General features: G+C 70.0%; 22 protein-coding genes and 1 tRNA gene. 12 read left to right on the top strand and 11 right to left on the bottom strand.

Translation table 11 applies throughout. The annotated features are described in order from the left end of the window. Nucleotides 1-17 precede the first annotated feature (17 nt). The 3 genes from OG844_RS11475 to OG844_RS11465 all read right to left on the bottom strand — a co-directional run bounded on the left by OG844_RS11475 (nt 18) and on the right by OG844_RS11465 (nt 2,483). On the bottom strand, nt 18-1,013 hold the full coding sequence (locus tag OG844_RS11475; protein ID WP_406389786.1) for an MASE1 domain-containing protein: 996 nt from the start codon (nt 1,011-1,013) through the stop codon (nt 18-20). Nucleotides 1,014-1,076: 63 nt separating this feature from the next. Continuing rightward, complete coding sequence (locus OG844_RS11470) at nt 1,077-1,910, bottom strand: PP2C family protein-serine/threonine phosphatase (protein ID WP_406389785.1); 834 nt, start codon at nt 1,908-1,910, stop codon at nt 1,077-1,079. Nucleotides 1,911-2,003: 93 nt separating this feature from the next. Next, nucleotides 2,004-2,483: a MarR family winged helix-turn-helix transcriptional regulator gene (locus OG844_RS11465; RefSeq protein WP_406389784.1), complete on the bottom strand. Its 480-nt coding sequence runs from the start codon at nt 2,481-2,483 to the stop codon at nt 2,004-2,006. 111 nt (nt 2,484-2,594) lie between these two features. On the opposite strand from OG844_RS11465, the gene OG844_RS11460 reads away from it, so the two are divergent. Continuing rightward, complete coding sequence (locus OG844_RS11460; protein WP_406389783.1) at nt 2,595-3,005, top strand: organic hydroperoxide resistance protein; 411 nt, start codon at nt 2,595-2,597, stop codon at nt 3,003-3,005. 79 nt (nt 3,006-3,084) lie between these two features. On the opposite strand, the gene OG844_RS11455 is transcribed toward OG844_RS11460, so the two are convergent. Continuing rightward, nucleotides 3,085-3,157, bottom strand: a tRNA-Trp gene (locus tag OG844_RS11455). A gap of 162 nt (nt 3,158-3,319) precedes the next feature. Between OG844_RS11455 and OG844_RS11450 the strand changes: the two genes are divergently transcribed. Together OG844_RS11450 and OG844_RS11445 are read left to right on the top strand one after the other, a co-directional pair. Beyond that, a complete protein-coding gene (locus OG844_RS11450) occupies nt 3,320-3,481 on the top strand; it encodes a hypothetical protein (protein ID WP_351174722.1) in 162 nt (53 codons plus the stop codon). 139 nt (nt 3,482-3,620) lie between these two features. Beyond that, complete coding sequence (locus OG844_RS11445; RefSeq protein WP_406389782.1) at nt 3,621-4,253, top strand: SGNH/GDSL hydrolase family protein; 633 nt, start codon at nt 3,621-3,623, stop codon at nt 4,251-4,253. A gap of 121 nt (nt 4,254-4,374) precedes the next feature. Here the strand turns inward: OG844_RS11445 and OG844_RS11440 are convergent, their stop codons facing one another. Continuing rightward, on the bottom strand, nt 4,375-4,932 hold the full coding sequence (locus tag OG844_RS11440) for an ATP-binding protein (protein ID WP_406389781.1): 558 nt from the start codon (nt 4,930-4,932) through the stop codon (nt 4,375-4,377). Nucleotides 4,933-5,136: 204 nt separating this feature from the next. Here OG844_RS11440 and OG844_RS11435 point away from each other — a divergent pair, with 204 nt between their 5' ends. Both OG844_RS11435 and OG844_RS11430 read left to right on the top strand, forming a co-directional pair. Beyond that, on the top strand, nt 5,137-5,373 hold the full coding sequence (locus OG844_RS11435) for a DUF397 domain-containing protein (protein ID WP_406389780.1): 237 nt from the start codon (nt 5,137-5,139) through the stop codon (nt 5,371-5,373). An 88-nt stretch (nt 5,374-5,461) separates the two neighbouring features. Beyond that, complete coding sequence (locus OG844_RS11430) at nt 5,462-6,367, top strand: helix-turn-helix domain-containing protein (RefSeq protein ID WP_406389779.1); 906 nt, start codon at nt 5,462-5,464, stop codon at nt 6,365-6,367. 48 nt (nt 6,368-6,415) lie between these two features. Here OG844_RS11430 and OG844_RS11425 read toward each other — a convergent pair whose 3' ends face one another. Then, a complete protein-coding gene (locus OG844_RS11425) occupies nt 6,416-7,231 on the bottom strand; it encodes an SAM-dependent methyltransferase (protein ID WP_406389778.1) in 816 nt (271 codons plus the stop codon). Nucleotides 7,232-7,657: 426 nt separating this feature from the next. On the opposite strand from OG844_RS11425, the gene hemC reads away from it, so the two are divergent. The 3 genes from hemC (at nt 7,658) to OG844_RS11410 (ending at nt 11,204) form a co-directional block, all read left to right on the top strand. Then, nucleotides 7,658-8,593 carry a hydroxymethylbilane synthase gene (gene hemC, locus OG844_RS11420; protein WP_406389777.1) on the top strand — a complete coding sequence of 312 codons (936 nt, stop codon included), beginning with the start codon at nt 7,658-7,660 and terminating at the stop codon, nt 8,591-8,593. Between the two features lie 155 nt (nt 8,594-8,748). After that, complete coding sequence (locus tag OG844_RS11415) at nt 8,749-10,239, top strand: FG-GAP repeat protein (protein ID WP_406389776.1); 1,491 nt, start codon at nt 8,749-8,751, stop codon at nt 10,237-10,239. Nucleotides 10,240-10,760: 521 nt separating this feature from the next. Continuing rightward, nucleotides 10,761-11,204, top strand: a complete 444-nt coding sequence (locus tag OG844_RS11410; RefSeq protein ID WP_406389775.1) for an SRPBCC family protein — start codon at nt 10,761-10,763, stop codon at nt 11,202-11,204. 31 nt (nt 11,205-11,235) lie between these two features. On the opposite strand, the gene OG844_RS11405 is transcribed toward OG844_RS11410, so the two are convergent. The 4 genes from OG844_RS11405 to OG844_RS11390 form a co-directional block, all read right to left on the bottom strand. Continuing rightward, nucleotides 11,236-12,438 carry a right-handed parallel beta-helix repeat-containing protein gene (locus OG844_RS11405; RefSeq protein WP_406389774.1) on the bottom strand — a complete coding sequence of 401 codons (1,203 nt, stop codon included), beginning with the start codon at nt 12,436-12,438 and terminating at the stop codon, nt 11,236-11,238. Between the two features lie 69 nt (nt 12,439-12,507). Further along, nucleotides 12,508-12,939 (bottom strand): VOC family protein, encoded by a 432-nt coding sequence (locus tag OG844_RS11400; RefSeq protein WP_406389773.1) that lies wholly within the window; start codon nt 12,937-12,939, stop codon nt 12,508-12,510. A 213-nt stretch (nt 12,940-13,152) separates the two neighbouring features. Continuing rightward, entirely contained in the window at nt 13,153-14,238 is a 1,086-nt protein-coding gene (locus OG844_RS11395; protein ID WP_406389772.1) for a tyrosine-protein phosphatase, read from the bottom strand. A gap of 164 nt (nt 14,239-14,402) precedes the next feature. Continuing rightward, nucleotides 14,403-14,894: a MarR family winged helix-turn-helix transcriptional regulator gene (locus tag OG844_RS11390; RefSeq protein ID WP_406389771.1), complete on the bottom strand. Its 492-nt coding sequence runs from the start codon at nt 14,892-14,894 to the stop codon at nt 14,403-14,405. Between the two features lie 78 nt (nt 14,895-14,972). Here OG844_RS11390 and OG844_RS11385 point away from each other — a divergent pair, with 78 nt between their 5' ends. Both OG844_RS11385 and OG844_RS11380 read left to right on the top strand, forming a co-directional pair. Then, nucleotides 14,973-15,341, top strand: coding sequence for a DoxX family protein (locus OG844_RS11385; RefSeq protein ID WP_406389770.1), 369 nt, complete (start codon nt 14,973-14,975; stop codon nt 15,339-15,341). A 174-nt stretch (nt 15,342-15,515) separates the two neighbouring features. Continuing rightward, nucleotides 15,516-16,334: a maleylpyruvate isomerase family mycothiol-dependent enzyme gene (locus OG844_RS11380; protein WP_406389769.1), complete on the top strand. Its 819-nt coding sequence runs from the start codon at nt 15,516-15,518 to the stop codon at nt 16,332-16,334. A 50-nt stretch (nt 16,335-16,384) separates the two neighbouring features. On the opposite strand, the gene OG844_RS11375 is transcribed toward OG844_RS11380, so the two are convergent. Beyond that, nucleotides 16,385-17,932 (bottom strand): PH domain-containing protein, encoded by a 1,548-nt coding sequence (locus OG844_RS11375; RefSeq protein WP_406389768.1) that lies wholly within the window; start codon nt 17,930-17,932, stop codon nt 16,385-16,387. Nucleotides 17,933-18,304: 372 nt separating this feature from the next. On the opposite strand from OG844_RS11375, the gene OG844_RS11370 reads away from it, so the two are divergent. Both OG844_RS11370 and OG844_RS11365 read left to right on the top strand, forming a co-directional pair. Then, complete coding sequence (locus tag OG844_RS11370) at nt 18,305-18,733, top strand: pyridoxamine 5'-phosphate oxidase family protein (protein ID WP_406389767.1); 429 nt, start codon at nt 18,305-18,307, stop codon at nt 18,731-18,733. 149 nt (nt 18,734-18,882) lie between these two features. Then, the gene (locus OG844_RS11365) at nt 18,883-19,395 is read left to right on the top strand and encodes a DUF4396 domain-containing protein (RefSeq protein ID WP_406389766.1); all 513 of its coding nucleotides are present in this window, start codon (nt 18,883-18,885) and stop codon (nt 19,393-19,395) included. Nucleotides 19,396-19,412: the final 17 nt, after the last annotated feature.

Raw genomic sequence — 19,412 nt, 5'->3', positions numbered from 1 at the left:
CGGACGCCCCCAAGCGGTCAGAGAGAGCCGGGCCGTTCCTCCGGCCCGGCCGCCCCGCGGCGCCGTGCCGGGTGTGGTGCGAGCTCCTCCACCAGGGCGGCGAGCTCATCGCACGCCAGTTCCGTCTCGTGGCGGATGTTGTTGTGCTCCGCGACGATCGCCGCCAGGAGCAGTGCGGTGAGCGCCACGCAGACGTTGAGGATCGCCAGGTTGAGCATGATCTCGAGCCAGGAGTGGCCGTCGAACGGCCCCACTCGGTCGGTTCCGGAAATGATCGCCATGAGGGAAACCAGGAGGGCGCACGGGGCGCTGCCTGCCAGCTGGAAGCGCAGCGAGGCCCAGACGAGCGGCGGGAACACCAGGTAGATCATGGACAGCGGACTCCTGGTGGCGATCACCGCAAGCACCACCGTGACCACCGCCAGTGCCGCGGGCTCCGCCCACCGGTCACCACGCCGCGGCAGGCGTGCCGTACGCAGGACGAGCAGCAGCGGAGTCACCATGAGTACTCCCATGGTGTCGCCGGCCCACCAGGCCGACCAGACGGGCCAGAACTTCCCCGACGGGAGATTCCCGTTGAGCAGCAGGACTCCGGCACCGACGGTCGAACTGATGAGCATGCTGCCCATGGCTCCCAGGAAGACGAGGACGACGCCGTCGCGCAGGCGGTCCAGCTCCATGCGGAAACCCACCGCTCGGAGCGCGAGATACGAACACACGGGGGCCAGCGTGCTGCCTGCCGCGATGCCGGCGCTCGAGAGGCTGAGTTCGCCGCTGATCGAGACGACGCTGAGCAGCGATCCGACCGCGATCGCGGGCCAGACCCGCATACCCAGGTACAGCAGGGCGGCCACAGCGATGCCCGTGGGAGGCCAGAGCGGCGAGACGACGGCGCCGTTGACGGTCACCTGCCTGAACAGACCGAGCTGTCCGGACGCGTAATAGGCAGCTGCGATGCCTGCCATCTGCAGGCCGAGCAGGGTCCGACGTCTCGTTACCTCGCTGCGGATCACGCATCTCATCAGACACCGCCCATGACAGCGGGCGGCCGTGACACGCGCGGCCCGGCCCCTACGTCACCTGGCGCCCGGCGGGGGAGGCTCGTGACGCAGCACGAGGACGGCCACATCGTCCTCGTGGCCGGTGAGCGCCCCTGCCCGGAGCACTCTGTCGGCCAGCTCCTCGGCCGTGGCCCCGGCGTGGGAGCTCACCAGCCGCCTGACCCGCTCCAGACCGTCCCCGATCGACAGCGAAGGCCCTTCGACGACCCCGTCGGTGACCAGGACGAAGGATCCGTCGGCGGCCAGCGTGCGCCGCGTGACCGGATAGTCCTGCTGGGCGTCGATGCCAAGTGGGAGCCCTCCCGCGTCCGCCGTGATCCCCGACCGACCGTCGGCGGTGGCCCACACACTGGCCACATGACCGGCCCGCGCGCTCTGGAGGTCCCCGGTCACGGGGTCCAGCCGGAGGAACGAGCAGGTCGCGAAGAGGCTGGAGTCCACCGACAGAATCAAGTCGTTCGTCCGGCCCATGACCTCGCCCGGATCAGTTGCCGTGATGGCGATGGCGCGCATGGCGATCCGTATCTGCCCCATGAAGGCCGCCGCCTCGACGTCGTGGCCCTGGACATCACCTATGGCGAGTCCGAGCGAACCGTCCGGGAGCAGGAATGCGTCGTACCAGTCGCCGCCGATGTCCAGCCCGTCGCGGGCGGGAGCGTATCGGGCGGCGATCTGGAGGCCCGGCAGCGAGGGCAGCGCAGTAGGCAGCATCTTGCGCTGCAGGGCGCCGGCCAGCTCGACTCGCGCCTGATGCAGCTCGACCTCCTGCCGGGCACGGGCAGTCAGGTGTTGCAGTGTGCTGAGCAGGTCCTCGGCGCTCGCTGATCTGGGAGTTCGACGCCGGTTCATGGGCCGCTCCGCGGTGCGTAAGTACGTGCATCCTATTTCGGCGGGCACAGTCCTGCTACCGCTGCGGTTCGGGTGCGAGGGCGACGAGCGAGCTCAGTCGTTCCGGCTCAGGGAGGCCGTGAGCCGTCCGAGAGTCTCCTGCAGGGCGAGGATCTCCTGGACCGACATGCCCGTGGCTCCGAGGATCGTGCGCGGAACGGGCAGCGCGCGCTCGCGCAGCCCGGTTCCCGCCCCGGTGAGGTGGACGGTGACCGACCGTTCGTCCTCCGGGCTGCGTTCGCGTCGGACGAGTCCGGCCGTTTCCAGCCTCTTGAGGAGCGGGGACAGTGTTCCGGAGTCCAGGTGCAGCCGCTCACCGATCGTCTTGACCGGGAGTGGGCCGTGCTCCCACAGAACCATCATCGCGAGGTACTGGGGGTAGGTGAGGCCGAGCTCCTTGAGTGCTTCGCGATAGACGCCGCCGAAGGCGCGGGAGGCTGCCTGGAGCGAGAAGCAGACCTGGTGGTCCAGCCGGAGGAGCTCGGAGTCCGGCAGGTCCGTCAGGTCGGGTGCGGGAATCGGCGGTGGCGTCATGAGTCCAGAGTAACCTGCCGCCCGTCATTGAGTTGTGCACAATTAAGTTATGTGCAATTCTCTTGGAGGCGGCCGGCCCGCGGTCGCCGTCGTACGAGAGAAGGTCATTCCATGGACGCGCTGTACACCGCTGTCGCCACCGCGAACGGCCGCGAAGGCCGGGCAGTGAGTTCGGACGGCCAGATCGACCTCGGCCTCGCCCTGCCGCCCGCCCTCGGGGGCAACGGGAAGGGCACCAATCCGGAGCAGCTGTTCGCCGCCGGATACGCGGCCTGCTTCGCCAGCGCGATGAGCACGGTCGGCCGCGAGATGAAGCTCGACACCAAGGACGTCTCCGTGACGGCCGAGGTGTCGATCGGGAAGGACGACACGGGCTTCGGCCTCGCGGTGGTCATGCGCGTCGAGCTGCCGGAGGCTCTTGAGGGCGAGACCGGCCGTCGGCTGGTCGAGGCCACGCACGCCTTCTGCCCGTACTCCAAGGCCACCCGCGGCAACATAGACGTCGAACTCGTCATCGAGTAACCGAACCGGCCCGGTTCCACTCACGCCGCCGGCCCGCGACCGCACGTGCGGTCGCGGGCCGGCGGCGGTCCTGCGCGAGCAGGGGAGGCAGGAGTCGAACCTGCGGCATCCGGTTTTGGAGACCGGCGCTCTGGCCTCTGAGCTACACCCCTTCGGTGTGATCATCCTGGCAGCGGTCATGCCTGCCGACAAGCGGTTTTCCGCGGCGTGGCGCCCGATCCCCGATGCGCCCCTCGGCGGCCGGAGGGGGACGCGTAGACTCTGCTCCCGTTTCCGCTGATTGGCGGGCATTACCTATCGATGGGCAATTCGCCGTGAGTTTCGTAGACAGATCCGAAGCACCGATCTACGCCGGCCTCGTGGAGGAACAGGGTGACGTTCCCGCCGAGGTGCGACGGGTGGCGGAGCAGACCCTGCGAGAGGTGGACAGGGCGCTCGACTTCAGCGCGGTGCGCGCACCCGCGTCCTTCCGGTAGTCCTCGACCCGGTGCCGACGGTCCCGGTGGACGGAAGCGGGCTGCTCCGGAGGCGAAGCCCTTGCCAGGTTGCAGCTGTGCCGCCACACGGTGGACAGGGCACCCGCGCCTCGGCGTTCTACACCCTTCGGAGCATTGCGTGACCATCAGCCTGCACGCCTCAGCCACCGTCCTGTTCCAGGGGGACAGCATCACCGACGCGGGCCGGACGACCGACCCGGGCCACCCCCTGGGCCGGGGCTACGCGCGGCTGGCCGCCGATCTCGTACGGATTGCGCGGCCGGAGAGCGACATCACCTTCATCAACCGGGGGATCAGCGGCGACCGTACCTCGGACCTCCGGGCCCGGTGGCGCGAGGACGCCGTCGACCTCGAGCCCGACGTGGTGTCCGTGCTGATCGGCGTGAACGACACCTGGTGCCGCTACGACTCGGGTGATATCACCTCGTTGTCTTCGTACGAGGACGACTACCGGACCATGCTCACGCAGATCCGGGAAGGTTCGGACGCGCAGCTGATTCTCGTCGAACCCTTCCTGGTTCCGGTCACGGCCGAGCAGTGGGCCTGGCGCGAGGACCTCGACCCCCGGATCCACGCGGTCCGCCGGCTGTCCGAGGAGTTCGACGCCACGCTGCTGGCCGCCGACGGTCTGCTCAACCAGGCCGCGCGGACCTCGGGCGGAGCCCGGCACATCGCCGGGGACGGCGTCCACCCGACCCCGCTCGGGCACGCGGTGCTGGCCGAGGCCTGGACGGCGCTCGTCGGCCTGTAGCTGTCAGGACCCGGCCCCTGCTCCCGGAGGGCCACGCCCGCCTTCCCGGCCAGGTCCTACCGCAGCGGCCCCACCCGATCGGGCCGGATCTCGGCGGTCCCCCCCCCCCGGGCCGGTCGGATCAGGCCGAACCGGGCCGGACGGCGCCGGGCCCCGAGGAGGGCCCCAGGGCAACAGGGATCCGCGCCCAGACGGTCTTGCCCGCGCTCGTAGGAAGGGACCAACCCCACGAGCTGCTCAAGGCGTTGATGATGCGCAGGCCCCGGCCGCGCTCCAAAGACTCGTCGGCGTCGCGTAGTACGGGTACCTCGGGGCTCGGATCGTTCACCGCGCAGACCAGTGTGCTGTCCTGACGTGCGAGGCCGAGCCACGCCGTGGACCTCGCGGCGGGCTCCCCGGACGCGGGCAGCGCGTGACACACGGCGTTGCTGACCAGCTCACCCGCGACGAGCGCGACCTCGTCCGAGAAGGACCGCAGACCCCACTGTTCCAGTGCGTCGCGGACGAACGACCGTGCCCGCTGCAGACTTTCGGCATCGGCGGCCAGGCTGTGAGTCGTGAATCCGGCTGCCCCGATGCCGAGGTCCCGCGCCCAGTCCCGGCGAAGCGCGCTCTCGCTTTCGGCCGGATCCGACGACTCGACGCCCTCTCCGCGAGGGGGTGCCTTCTCCGCATGCATGAGCGCTGATCACTCTCCGGTGAAAGCCGATTGGTGGTGCCAAGGGGTCGGACGCCCACTAGTATCCTCGCCGTCCGCCCTTCCATGCAATTGCATCCGAAATTGCACCCCCGGGTGTGAGCAGGGGACAACTGTTCACCCGGTGCGGGCCCTGGCCGCGCGCCAGGAGTGGTCCGAGCAACTGCCGCACAAGGAGTGCACCGCATGCAGCACATTGACAACGGCGTCCCCGCCGACTCCCTCACCGATGTGACCTGGATGAAGAGCCATCACAGCAACCCCAGTGGCAACTGCGTCGAGATGGCGCTGCTGCCCGGCGGCGATGTGGCTGTGCGCAACTCCAGGCACCCGCAAGGGCCCGCCCTCGTCTACACCGAGGCCGAGGTGCGAGCCTTCCTCGCAGGCGTCAGGGACGGTGACTTCGACAGGGTGATCGGCTGAAAGCGCGCCATGGTCTCGTGCTGACCCGGTCCTTCGGGGACTCCCTGATGGCACACTGGCGTTGAGACGTCCGCCCTCAGGAGCCCGCATGCCCGGAACGAAACCGCTGCCTTCACCGAAGCCGGCGCCCACCCCGGCCGCAGGGTCAAGTCCTACGGCCCTGCGCCTGGTTCTGGGCGCCCAGCTTCGACGGATGCGCAGTGAGGCGGGCATCACCCCCGACGCCGCGGCCGCCCGGATTCGCTGCTCCACGGCGAAGATCAGCCGGATGGAGACGGGGCACTCCCCGTGCAAGGAACGCGACGCCGTCGACCTGCTGGCGCTGTACGGCGTCACCGATCCGGACCGGGCGACCGAGTTCGTCGAACTGGTGCGCGTGGCCGGGCAGCGTGGTTGGTGGCGCAGCTACGCCGATGTGCTGCCGGACTGGTTCGAGCCCCTGGTGGGTCTGGAAGAGGCGGCCGCGTCCATCCGGACCTACGAGGGACACTACATTCCGGGGCTCCTGCAGACGGCTGACTACGCCTACGCCGTGGTGCGTTCGGGGCACGCCATGGAGGCGGAGGAGACGACGAGGCGGCGTGTCGAGCTGCGGCTCAAGCGACAGGAGCTGCTGCACCGTCGCGATGCGCCCAAACTCTGGGTGCTCCTGGACGAAGCGGTTCTGATGCGGCCCACAGGCGGCGCGCGTGTGATGCGTGAGCAGCTGGCCCACCTGCTGGAAATGACCGAACTGCCCAATGTGATCGTGCAGGTCGCCCCGTTCGACGTGACCGCCCATACGTCGCCGGGCAACGGCATCACGTACCTTCGGTTCGCGATGAGCGGACTCCCCGACGTCGCCTACATCGAGCACCTGACCAACGCCACGTCCGTGAACAAGCCGGAGAGCACCGACGAGTACCGGTGGATCCTGGACTCCCTCAGTGCCCAGTCCCCGAGCCCCGTCGAGAGCCGGCACCTGCTGGGGGAGGCGCTCAGGCGCTACACCTGAGCGGAGCCGGCGGAACGGCGGGCGTCCCGTGCGGGCAGGCCCGTCACGTCACCCTTTGCGGCCGACCCCGCCGAACTCGATCCACTCCTGGGTTTCCTGCTTCGGCGCCAGATCCGAGTCGGGCCGCCAGGTCGACACCTCGACCAGGCCGGGCTCCAGCACCTCCAGCCCTTCCAGGAAGACACGTACGTCCTCCTCCCGGCGCACCCGCCCCCACCGGTTGCCCGTGCTCTTCGCCATGAAGTCCGTGACGAAGTCGCGGGTCGCCTTGTCCTCGCTCACGAGCTGGCACACCACCAGGAAGCTCCCGGGAGCCAGCCGGTCCGCCACCCGGCGTACCAGCGCGGCGGGTTCGTCCGAATCGGGGATGCAGTGCATCACGGACACGAACAGGGCGGCCACGGGCTCGTCGAAGTCGATCAGGCGGGTGACCTCGGGGTGCTCGAAGATCGTTTCGGTGTCACGCATGTCCGCCTGGATGACGGCAGTCCGGCTGTTCTCCTCGAGTATCGCCTTGCCGTGGGCCAGGACGATGGGGTCGTTGTCGATGTACACGACCCGGGCCTCGGGGTCGACGAGCTGGGCGACCTGATGGACATTGTCCTGCGTCGGCAGGCCGGATCCGTGGTCGATGAACTGCCGGATCCCGTACTCGGACGCCAGGTGGTGCACCACACGCCGGAGGAACCGCCGGTTGTTCACGGCGAGGACCTTGGTGCTCGGAACGACCTCCAGCAACTGTTCGCAGGCCACCCGGTCGGCCGGGTAGTTGTCCTTGCCGCCCAGGTAGTAGTCGTACATCCGCGCCACGCTCGGCACGTTCACGTCGATGTTCTTCGGAATGAAGGTGTCCCCGTTGCTCATCCAGCCCCTCGCCAGGTCAAAGAGAGAATTCTCGTAGCCGTGAGGGGTCATGCTAGGGATCTCGTCGTGGGGCTGACAGTCCTCGGGGGAGTGAGGGGCGGCGCACGGAGGTGAATCGGCCAGATACTGCGGGTGCGGGGCGTCGAATCCGCCCAGTTCTCGGTCGCTCGAGCATGCGGGTGCGAGGGGCGTGTCACGCCAGGACCTGGAGTCTCCCTGGTCGGAGGGTCCGCAGAGATCGTCCGTGCGTATCGCCGGGGGCTTCCCGAGCGGGCACGCGCACAACGACCGTGCCCGGAGCGCCGTTTCAAAGCGGCTGGAAATCGCCTGACGTGCCGTCCGTTTCCGCGAAGAATTCGGTACCCGTGGCCGGTGTTCCTGCGGCGGACCGTCGCGGCTCCACTCCGGCGCACTATCGTGAACGGCATGTCCGCCCCTGAGCTGATCCGCATCGTCTCCCGCGACTCGCCCATGGCCCTGGCCCAGGTCGAACGCGTCCGGACCGAACTGGCGGCGCTCCATCCCGCCACCGCCACCGCGGTGATCCCGGTCAGGACGACGGGCGACAAGTGGATGGGCGACCTCGCCCTGGTCGAAGGCAAGGGTGCCTTCACGAAGGAGGTCGACGCGGCCCTGCTCGCGGGCGAGGCGGACCTCGCCGTGCACTGCGTCAAGGACGTCCCCGCAGACCGGCCGCTGCCGGCCGGCACGACGTTCGCCGCCTTCCTCGAGCGGGACGACATCCGCGACGCCCTCGTCCACCCTGGGGGACTCACCCTCGGTCAGCTCCCGCCCGGAACGAGAATCGGCACCTCCTCCGTGCGCCGCGTCGCCCAACTCGCCGCCTCCCACCCCCATCTGGACTGCGTGCCCTTCCGGGGCAACGCCAACAGGCGCCTCGCCAAGCTCGCCGCGGGTGAGGCCGATGCCCTCCTCCTGGCCGTCTCCGGACTCCGGCGCATCGACCGCGCCGACGTGATCTCCGAGATCCTCACAGCGGACGCCATGTGCCCCCCGATCGGCGCCGGAGTCCTCGCCCTGCAGTGCCGGGAGGACGACACCGCCACGATCGAAGCGGTCAGCGGACTCAACCATCCCGATACCTACCGGGAGACCACGGCGGAGCGGATGTTCCTCCACGTCCTGCAGGGCCACTGCAACTCGCCGATCGCCGGCTACGCCACGGCCCATCGCAACGGAGACCTCTCCCTTCGCGCCTGTGTGTTCACCCCCGACGGCAAGACGGTGCTGAACGCGCAGGAGTGGGCAGGCCCTCTCGACGCGGCGGCCCTCGGCACCTCCGTGGCCGTCGCCCTGCTGCGTCAGGGCGCACGCGAGCTGATCGACAACATCGCGCACTGACCTCCCGCAACGGCGATGTCGCCCCGGCACTGTGCGGGCCTTTCCGTACAACCCTTCTGCCTCACGCGCGGTCAAACAAGGCGCCAGGAAGGAACGGGCCCTTCCGGACATCCCCCCGGCGCCTGCCCGGTCGTCCTTGAGTCAAGGAGCCGCTCGTGCGCACACACCGTTCGGCCGCCGTTGCCGCGGCCGCAGTTCTCCTCTCGGCGGGAGCGGTCATCGCCGCACCCACTGCTCACGCCGGTACCCCCGGCGGGACGCACGCACGTGACCGCAACAGCGACTTCGACGGCGACGGCTACGAGGACGTGCTCGTCGGCGCTCCCGGCGGGACCGTCAGCGGGAAGAAGAGCGCGGGATACGTGACCGTGCAGTACGGCGCGTCGGCCGGCATCGGCACGAGCCGCGCCGCGCTCATCAGCCAGTCCACATCCGGAGTCGCCGGATCCGCCGAGACGGGTGACCGGTTCGGCGCTGCCCTGGCGACCGGTGACCTCGACGCGGACGGCTACGACGACGCGATCGTGGGCACTCCGGGGGAGGACCTCGGGGCCGCCGCCGACGCAGGTCGCCTCACCGTCCTGTGGGGCTCCCCGAAAGGGCTGACCGGTGCCGCCGGCGACTGGCTGGATCCAGCTGAGCCCGCCACCGGGAAGAAGTTCGGCAGCGCCCTCGCCGCGGCCCGCTTCAGCCCCGAAGTCCCGGGTGATCACCTGGCCGTACTCGATCGCGACGAGCTCCACCTGTACGCGTACGACTCGGCGTCCAAGGCCGGCAAGGCGCCCCTGCGACGCACCGAGCGGAGCCGCCCCGCAGCACGGGCGCAGGAGCGGCAGATCCTGCCCAAGTCCCTGACCACGGGCGACTACGACAACAACGGTCTCGCCGACCTCATCGTCTCCGGGGTCACCGGGGGAACGGAGCCCGGCTACGGCTGGTCGTCCTTCTTCTCCGGCCAGGACGAGGGACTGGTGTACGAGCGCGAGCTGCGCGGAGGCCCCGTCGCGGCGTCCGGAGACATCGACAACGACGGCTACGACGACCTCGTCACCGGCGAGCCGAACAGCCCCGACGACGGTGGCGAGACACTGAGCGGTGGCCTGGTCGGTGTCTACTACGGCAGCCCGGACGGCCCGCTCGGCGTCGACGGAGCGGGCAGCCCGCCGCAGTGGTGGACACAGGACTCGGCCGGCGTGCCCGGCACGGCCGAGCGCGGTGACGGCTGGGGCACCGATCTGTCCGTGGCCGACACCAACGGCGACGGCTACGCGGACGTGGCCGTGGGCGCGGCCGGCGAGGACATCGGCACGGTCACGGATGCGGGAGCGGTGTGGGTGCTGCGGGGAGCCGCCACCGGCCTGACCGCCACCGGCGCCGCCTCGTGGGACCAGAACTCCGCCCGGATTCCGGGCGCGGCGGAGAAGGGCGACCGCTGGGGCGGTCAGGTCAGGCTGACCGACCCGAACAGGGACGGCCGCTTCGGTCTGCTGGCCTCCGCCCCCGGCGAGAACACGGGCGACGGCGTCGTGTGGGTGCTCTCGGCAGGCTCCGGCGGGATCACCACCGCCGGATCGTGGACGTACGGCGCCGGCTCGCTCGGCGCACCGGCCGTGGACGCCGCGTACGCTGCCGCGATCGACGAGTAGTCCACGGCCCGCAGCAGCGGGCGGCCCGGCGGAACCCCATGTTCGCCGGGCCGCACCGCGGCTCGGGACTTCAGTTCTTTTCGACTGTCCACTTGGGCATGCTGGGCCGCAGGCCGCCCTTTGAGGCAGGGAAAGTGACCTGTCGTCAATAGCGTGAAAGACAGGGCGCGGGGGAACCGGCAGGGGCGTCCGACCGAGGCGCGGTCCGGCGTCGTCCGGCCGTCATCCCTGAGGGGACAGGCAGGGAGGGAACCTGCGTGTACCTGCGCGTGGGCAGGGCCTCCCGCCGCGCCGGAAACGCCACGCTGTGACTGCCGTCCGGGCCACCCATTCGCAGTACTCGCCCCCGACCGGTCCATCTGCCGTCACGGGCCGCCGTCACCGGCCCCTTGGTCCGGCCGGACGTGCCGTACCGGCCGCCGCGCGGTGGCGGACGGCGGATGGCGAGAGGCACCATGCACCCGGGATACGCCACAGCGATGTCCCCCGGACACTGCGCCCGCCAGTCACGAGGAGAACCCATGGCTCAGTTCGAGGCGACGGTCGAGGTCGACCGTCCTGTCGAAGAGGTCTTCGCCTTTCTCGCAGACGGCGAGAACGACAGGAAGTTCAGCCCTCGTGTGCAGGAGATCTCCAGGACGCCGGCCGGTCCGACCGCCGTGGGCACCGTGTTCCGCAGCACGGTGAAGGACGCCGGCATGACGACCCGGAGGGAGTTCCGGATCAGCGAGTTCGTCGCACCGAACCGGATCCGGTGGAACGAGCTGTCCAGCAACCTCGTGACGGCCCGGGAGGGCGGCTACGACCTCGAGTCCCTCGCGGACGGCAGGACCAGGGTGCGCATCTTCAACGACCTCGAAGGTCACCGCCTGGGCAAGCTCCTGGTCGGCCTCGCCGTCGCCGGGGCACGAAAGGACGCCCCCGCGTTCGGACAGCGGATCAAGGCCGCTGTGGAGGCGTCCTGACAGCGTCCTGACGCGCTCCTGCCCGGGCCCGTCACATCCGGGCGCCCACGGCGGCGCCGTTGCGGGGTACGAACAGGTCCGGTGCGGAGGGGACGGAGCCGTCGGCCGCGCGTGCCCCGGTGACGGCGCCCGTGTCCGTGCTCAGGACCGAAGCCTCGTTCCATGTACCGCCGAGGTTCCATGAGTTGCCGTCGGTGACGGTTCCCGTACCGAGAGCGGCGGCCTTGCCGTCGGCAACGGACAGGTTGCGGGTGAGTACGGCGACCGCTCCGGAGGTGTCGGCGTCGAAGCCTGTGCCGCTGTTGCGGAACGTGGTGTTGCCGGTCAGGGCGAGGGCGCCCGGATTGCCGTTGTCGGTGATCCCGTGCTTCGCGTTCTTGAAGGCGAACGAGTTGCGCAGCGTGTGGCCCATCGCCGGCGCAGGCGTTCCGCCGCCGAGCTTGAAGCCGTTGCCGTCGCCGGCGAAGTCGGGGAAGCCCCAGCGGTTGAACCCGTTTCCGTAGACGATCGTGCTGTCGATCAGGATCGGGGACGCGAACTTCCAGGCGTCGAAGCCGTCGTCGACGTTGTTCCACAGTCGCGCGCCGCGCACGACGTTGCCCGTTCCGCTTCCCTCCTTGATGCCCAGGCCGTCCGCACTCTCGCCGTTCTTGCGCGGGTCGCGGTTGCCGTAGCTGTCGAGGTCGAGGATCTGGTTGTCGCTTGAGTCCCCCTGGAGCTGGAAGCCGGTCTCGTAGTTGTCGCGGGTGGTGAGCCGGGAGAAGACGTTGCTGTCGCAGCCGTCGCAGTAGTAGCCGTACGGACCGTTGACGATCTCCAGGCCCGACACCCGCCAGTGGGACGCCTCCTGGTGGATGGCACCGCGCTCGGCGCGCGGGATGCTGCCGCCGACCGGTGTGTGGGACGCGGGCAGCTGCTCCCCGTCGATGACGACCCGTTCACCTTGGTACGCGCCCAGGGAGATCGGCAGGGACGCCTCGCCCGAGGTGGTGATGGTGATGTTGTCCACCAGCGTGTACGTGCCGCCCCGGATGGCGATGGTGTCACCGGGGCGCGCCTTGTCCACGGCCCTCTGGATGGTCCGCAGGGGGTGGTCGAGGGTACCGGTGGCGGAGTCGTCCCCGTCCACGGCCACGACGATGGCCGACGAGGCGGTGGCGGCCCCGGCGGGTACCGCCACCGCCGAGAGCACGGCACTCAGCACCACTACCGTGGACATGCTGACGACACGCATACGAGTTCCTTCTTCCTGGCCGACGGCTGACAGGAAGACAGTGGTCGCCGTTGTCCGAAAGGTTGCCGCTCAGCGCTCCGAGAGCTCCGAGGGGGCCTCCTGCACCACCCAGCCGTTGCCGTCCGGGTCCTCGAACGACATGAACGAGTTCCAGGTGTCGCCCTTGCCGTCCTCCCAGCCCGTCGCGCCGACGTGCCGGATCGGCGAGACGTCCACACCCCGCTTCACCAGGCCCTCGCGGGCCGCCTCGATGTCCGTGACGCAGAGCTGAATGCCCTGCAGCGTGCCCGGAGTCATCTGCTTCATACCGGGCGCGGCGGGCATCCCTTCGAGCATCGCGATCGAACACCGTGAACCGGGCGGCGTCATCTGGATGATGCGCATGCCCGGGGCGACCTCGTCGTCGAGGTCCAGCTTGAAGCCGGCCTTGACGGTGTAGAACTCCTTCGCGCGGTCCATGTCGGTGACCGGGACGGGAATGACCTCGATGGTCAGGTTCATGCGAGTCTCCTCAGAAGGACGGGTGCGGTGGCCCGCAGATACCGGGGCGGGTCCACCGTCGCCCACGAAGGAGCTGCCGCGCACGTCGAAACGCCACATCGGTCCGCACTTTGTGCGGGTGCGCATCCTTCGGGCGGCATCCGGCGTCCTCCGGCGCCCGGACGCAGTACCGGACCGGGACAGGACCGGACCGGCACCGGGCGCCCGGCGGAATCAGCCGACCAGCAGGTCCCGCTTCAGGCCGTGCAGGTCCTTGCTGCTCAGACCGAGCGTGCGCTGCTCGTACGTCCGGAAGGAACCGAACGCCTGGGTGACCTCTTCGAATCCCGAGTTGAGGTACTCGGCACGGACGTCCAGCAGGGGCTTGTAGACCGCAGCCTGCTGCGGCGGCATGGACGCGAGTGCTGCGGCATTGGCTTCGGCACGGTAGTCGTTGGAGGCGAGGTAGTCCGCCATCACCGTGTTGCGGGGCACGCCCAGTGCCGTGAGGAGGGCGGCGTTCGCCCAGCCGGTACGGTCCTTGCCCGCGGTGCAGTGGAACAGGACGCCGTGCGCGTCGTCGTCCGCGATTCCGGAGAACACCGTGCGATAGGCCGACGCGGCGGTGTCGCCGCTGACCATGAACTTCTCGCCCTCGACCATCATCGCGGTCGCCTCCGCGGCGGTGGTCGGCATGGTGGTGAAGCCCGGAGAGCCGGCCAGTACATCGGCGACGACGTGCGTGGCGCCCGAGGGGACCCGGTCGGGTGCGCCACCGCGTTCCGACTCCGTGCGCAGGTCGTAGACCGTACGGATGGACAGGCGCCGCAGCTTTGCGAGGTCCGCGGCGGTGAGCTTGTCGAGGGCGTCGGACCGGTAGATCTCGCCCATCTTCACCCACTGCCCGTCCGCGGTGCGATAGCCGCCCGCGTCACGGAAGTTGACGGCCCCCTCGAGCTGTATGAGTCGGTCGGCGAGACGCAGGGAGCCGCCGTGTGCGGGGGTGAGATCGAACCACCGGCGGTCCTTGGCGGGCAGCCCTCGCACCGTGACCCTGCCCGTGGAGCCGCCGGTGGCGACGGTGCGGCCGTCCGCGCGGACGGCGACATGACGGATACCGGGGGCCGTCCACTCGACGGTGAACGAGCCGTCCTTGTTCGCCGTCACCTCGGCGGAGCTGAACGGGAGGCGCGTGCGGGAAGAACCTTCGTGGCCGAGGGGGGAGTGGCCGGCGGAGGTGGCCGCGGGGGCTGCCAGGCCGACGAGGAGGGCAGCGGCCAGGGCGGTGGAGGAGGCCCTGACACGAGTCATGTGCGTCATGAGGGAATCGTCGGGAGCGCCGAAGAGATCGGCGGGAACGATCGGTGAACGCCTGCCGAAGGCAGGTCGAACGTGTTGCTTCTCAGCGGCCGTGCGACGGGCGTGGGGGAACTCGTACCCCGTGGCCGGTCCTTCGGCGGCGGTGAACGGGGCCCTCGGCCGCTTCATACCTCCGTACAGCTGAAGTCCTCCGGAGAGGTCCGCAGTTTGTCCAGCAGTCGACGCAGAGTCGTGAGCTCGCGTTCGGACAGGCCGGCGAACAGTTCCCGTTCGACGGTGTCGAGCGCGATGTCCGACTTCCGGAGCCGCGAGGTCCCTTCGGGGGTGATCTCCACGATGTGCCGACGGCGGTCGGCGGGGTCGCGCCTGCGGCGTACGAGATCGTCGCCCTCGAGATCGTTGAGCAGGGCGACGAGGACGCTCGGGTCGACGTCGAGCCTCTCGATGAGGGCTTTCTGCGTGACAGGCCCGTCGGCGAGCTGCAGGAGCGTCATCGTCTTCCGGGGCGTGAGCCCGGTGGTCGCGAGAGCCTTGCGGATCACGGTTTCGGTGATGCCGCCGTGATAGGCGAGCAGGAAGCCGAGGCGGTGGTCCGGGTCGCCGGGCGATGCGGGCGACCCCGCCGGTTCCTGGGTGACCCCGTCCTGAGCTGCCATACCCATACCGTATCAGGGACTCCATTGTGGAACCCGATAAATCATTGATACGCTTCAACGATATTCGAGCATCCATCATTGAAGACATCGGGGTACGCCATGTTCATCGCCTACGCGGCAGTCGGCATCCTTCTCGCTCTGGCTCTGAGTGCCTCAGCCGTACTGACCTTCACACGCAACGAGACCGTCGCGGCCTCGATGGCCAAGGTGGGCGTCCCCGATTCGTGGTTCCCGAGGCTCGCCGTGCTCAAGGCCGCGGGCGCCGCAGGGCTCCTGGTGGGACTCGCGGTGCCCTTCATCGGTGCCGCCGCCGCGGCCGGTGCGGTCCTCTACTTCATAGGGGCGGTCATCACCCACGTCCGTGCCAAGGACTTCGATATCGCGGCGCCCGTCATCCTCACCCTGCTGGCCGCAGCCGCGCTCGTACTGAGAGTGCTGTCGGCCTGAGCCCAGGTGCGCAGCGGGGGCGCCGACCCCGTCACCTGCTGCAGGCCCGCCCGGTGACGGCTCGCGCTGAGCGTCCTGTCATCCTTCACGGATCCGTCGGCCCTCGCGTCAGGCAGGCCGACCGTCGAGACCGGGGCGGCGAGATCCTCCCGGGCGAAGAGTGGGGAGCCGGACGTGGAAGCAACGCCTGCCCGAGACGTGCGAGGCGCCCTGCCTCCCGGTGTCGCCGATGCGATACGCAAGACCGCGACGGAGATTGCGGCACTGCTGCGCGGTCCTGCCGACACCGGCGGCCCCGTTCCCGGTTCGACGTGGACGCTCGGCGAGGCCGCGGCCCATCTGGCGCTGGCCAACGAGCTGATGGCGGACATCGCGTCGGGCCGCGAGCGCAGTCACGGTGACGGGACGGCCCCGAGTCTGGCGGCGGCCAACGAACGTGCGCTCGCCCGGTTCGGCGAGCGCGCCGGTGACCCGCTGGCCGACATGATCGTGGCGCAGGCCGATGTGTTCCTCGACGCGGCGGAGCGGCGTGCGGCCGAGGACACGGTGGCCACGCCGCTCGGCCCCATGAACATGGCTGTCTTCGGCTCCTATCTGCTCACGCACATGCTCGGCCACGGTTACGACCTCGCCCGTGCCGTCGGGCGGCCGCACATGGTCGACCGCACCCGGGTCGAACTGGCCCTGCCGTTCATGTTCACGGTCATGCCGCATGTCGTCGATGCGGCCGCCGCCGGCCTGACCGCCCGCTTCGGGATCCGGCTGCGCGGCGGAACACGCTTCACCGTGACCTTCACCGACGGCGCGGCGGTCGTGAGCCCGCAGCCGGAGGGCCGCACGGACTGCACCATCCTGATCGAACCGGTCACCTTCCTGCTCATCGCGCTCGGCCGCTGCGACCCGTGGGGGGCCATCGCCCGCGGTCGCATTCTCACCTGGGGCCGCAAGCCCCGGCTCGCACCGCGGTTCCCGACCCTGTTCCAGGCACCCTGAAGGAGCCCGCCAGGCCGTCCGAACCTGCTCGCTCCGGCTGCCGCGGACGGTCACGCCTCGCGGTTCACCGCCTCCACCGGTGTGCCGGCAGCGCGCAGCTCGTGGACGATGCGGGTCAGGTCGGTGGGGGCGGCCGCGAGGCGGACTGGTTCGCCCGCGTCATCGAGTTCCGCGATGTGCCAGCTCCTGGGGACGGTGTCGCCGTCGCTGCCCCGGATGCGCCGCACGTCCTTCACGGTGAGTCGCTCCACCGGTATCCGACGTGCCGCGAACCTGCCCGGGCCGGGATGCGGTGTCACCGCCGGCGGACCGTCCCCGAGCACGATGTGGGTGCCGAAGCCGTGCGGGTTGTACTCGGTGTGTTCCAGGAAGCGGGCCGCCAGGTGCACCTCCCGTCCCTGCTCTCCGACCTTTCCCGCCACCCCGATTCCCGGCTTGCGGACACCCGTGGCGCGCCAGGCCCAGATGAAGAGGGCGAGAGTGGCCGATGCCCCCGCCACCGCCCACGCGACCGTGACGGGAGTCGTGGGCAGGGTCGTGGGGTGGAGGTAGCAGAGCGGCAGCAGCCACAGGGCAGTTCCGACGAGCGCGCCCCCGAACGGGAGGACCGACGGGAGGACCTCGTCGTCGGCCAGCCGGCGCCCGCGCAGACGCAGCAGCGACTGCGCGCCGGGACAGCCCGCGGCGAGGGCGAACGCCGCCGCGATGACGGCCGCCTCTCCGGCGGTGTGGATGTGCTCGCGCCACACGTGAAGCTCTCCGGCGACCTCCCTCACCCTGCCGCGCCAGATGGTCAGTTCGACGCGGTCACCGGACCGGAACGCCCGCGCGTCCTCCTGGGAGACGGCGACCCGCCGCACGGGCCGGTTGTCGGCGAAGTACAGCCAGCTGCTCTGCTTGGGCCGGTTGGCATCGGTCCGCGCGATCACGGTCGGCAGCGTGGTCAGGCACTCGCGGCGCTCCGCCGCGGGCGTGGCCGCGGTGCACGGGGTCGCCGACTTCCACGCCCGCTCGTTCGACGCGGCGTTCGGCACGAACCACGCGGCCCCGCCCGCGCACGCGAGCAGGAGTACGCACAGGCCCAGCAGCGCGGCCCAGCCGCGCCCGGCCGTACGGGGGGAGATGACGGGGAGGTGGGTCGACTCCGGGGCTCCGTGACGGCGGTGCAGCGCGCGGAGCCCGTCCAGCTTCGCGTCGAAGTCCGGGTCATGGAGGGACCGGCTGTGCGGCAGAGGCAGCATTCGCCTGTGTCCGTCGCGCAGCAACACGCTGACTCGACGGGCTTCCTCGCCCCGGGAGGTGTTCGTGTACTTCCGGTGGACACGTACGTCGGCGATGTCGTGCCAGGGAACGCTACGGCGGCGCAGCAGCGTCCGGTGGTGCAGCCCGCGCGCGTCCGCCTTCACCTCGGCGGTGACCCTGTGGAGCGACACGATGCCCACCGCCGCGAGCAACAGGCCGACGGCCAGCCCCGGGTCCGGACCCCGGAGAACCAGGCGCACGCCCGCCAGGCCCGCGCAGACCGCCCCGAGTCCGACGAAGAACCACAGGGTGCGCTTCCAGAGGGCGCGGCAGGTCACTTCGAGCGCATGGGTCATGTCCGGGATCCTTCATCATCCCGGTTGCACGTGCCTGGGCATGGTTCGGCAGTCTGTCGGCCCGCAACGCTGCCGACTGGACGCATGGGACGCCCCGTCCCTCGCGTGCATCCGGGTCAGGAGCGGCGTGGTCCGTGGGTGTGCGGGTCCAAGGCGAGCGAGCGGCAGGTGATGGTTTGAGCGGTCCCGATACCAGGGCAGGTGCCCTCGCGAGGCGTCGGTGGCAGGGGGAAGGAACCCCGCGCCCGGTGCCCGGAAGGCTGTCCGCGCTCCCTCTGCGCAACGGGACCTGTCGATACCGAAGAAGCGGGGCGAACCTTGCATAATGCGGCATCTGACGCCCCGACAAGTGCTCACGAAGGAGTCGAACCCGTGGCTTTGAACCGCGAAGAGCGTGAACAGTTTCTGGCCGAGCCCCATGTCGCCGCCCTGGCCGTGGACGCTGCGGAGACCGGACGGGCCCCGCTCACCGTGCCGATCTGGTACCAGTACGAGCCCGGCGGCGACATCTGGATCATGACGGGGCGCGACTCCCGCAAGGGGGTCCTGATCGCCGGGGCGGGACGGTTCAGCCTGATGGTCGACCGAGTCGCCCCGACCATCCGCTACGTCTCCGTCGAGGGCCCCGTCATCGCGACAACCCCCGCCACCCGCGAACAGCTGTTGGAGATCTCGGCGCGCTACCTTCCTGCCGGGAAGGTCGAAGGCTACGTCGACTTCGCCTGGAAGGAGCACGGCGAGCAGGTGGTCATCCACATGCGACCGCAGCGCTGGCTCAGCTCGGACCTCGGCCAGGTCTGAGCGGCAGTCCCGCCCGGGGCGAGGCGGGCCCTCGGGGCCGGCCCCGCCCGGAGCGTTTCCACACCGCCTGGAATACCCTGGGGGGGTATATGGTTTTGAGGTGTGGACGCTTCAGGGACGGACCACCGGACGGGAACGGGATGAACGCCATGGACCACACCACGCACCATGAGGGCAGCACCCACGAACACCACGCGCATCAGAACCCCGCCGCGAAGGGGGTGGGCGGAGCCACCTGGAAGGCCGCGGCCCAGGCCACGCTGCACTGCCTGACCGGGTGCGCGATCGGCGAGATCCTGGGCATGGTCATCGGCACCGCCCTGCTCTGGGGCAATGTCCAGACCATGGTTCTGGCGATCACCCTGGCGTTCGTCTTCGGCTACGCCTTCACCTTGTTCGCAGTCCGCAGGGCGGGCCTGGGCTTCAGGAGCGCCGTCAAGGTGGCGCTCGCCGCGGACACCGTTTCGATCGCGGTGATGGAACTCGTCGACAACGGCATCATCGCTCTGGTCCCCGGTGCGATGGACGCCCACCTGTCCGACGGCCTGTTCTGGGCGGCGCTGCTGGGCGGGTTCGCTGTGGCCTTCCTGGTCACCACACCGGTCAACAAGTGGATGATCGGCCGCGGGAAGGGCCACGCCGTCGTCCACGCCCACCACTGAATTCCCGCACACCGCAG

The sequence above is a fragment of the Streptomyces sp. NBC_00887 genome (assembly GCF_045207585.1).
This window is presented reverse-complemented; position numbering and strand designations above follow the sequence as displayed.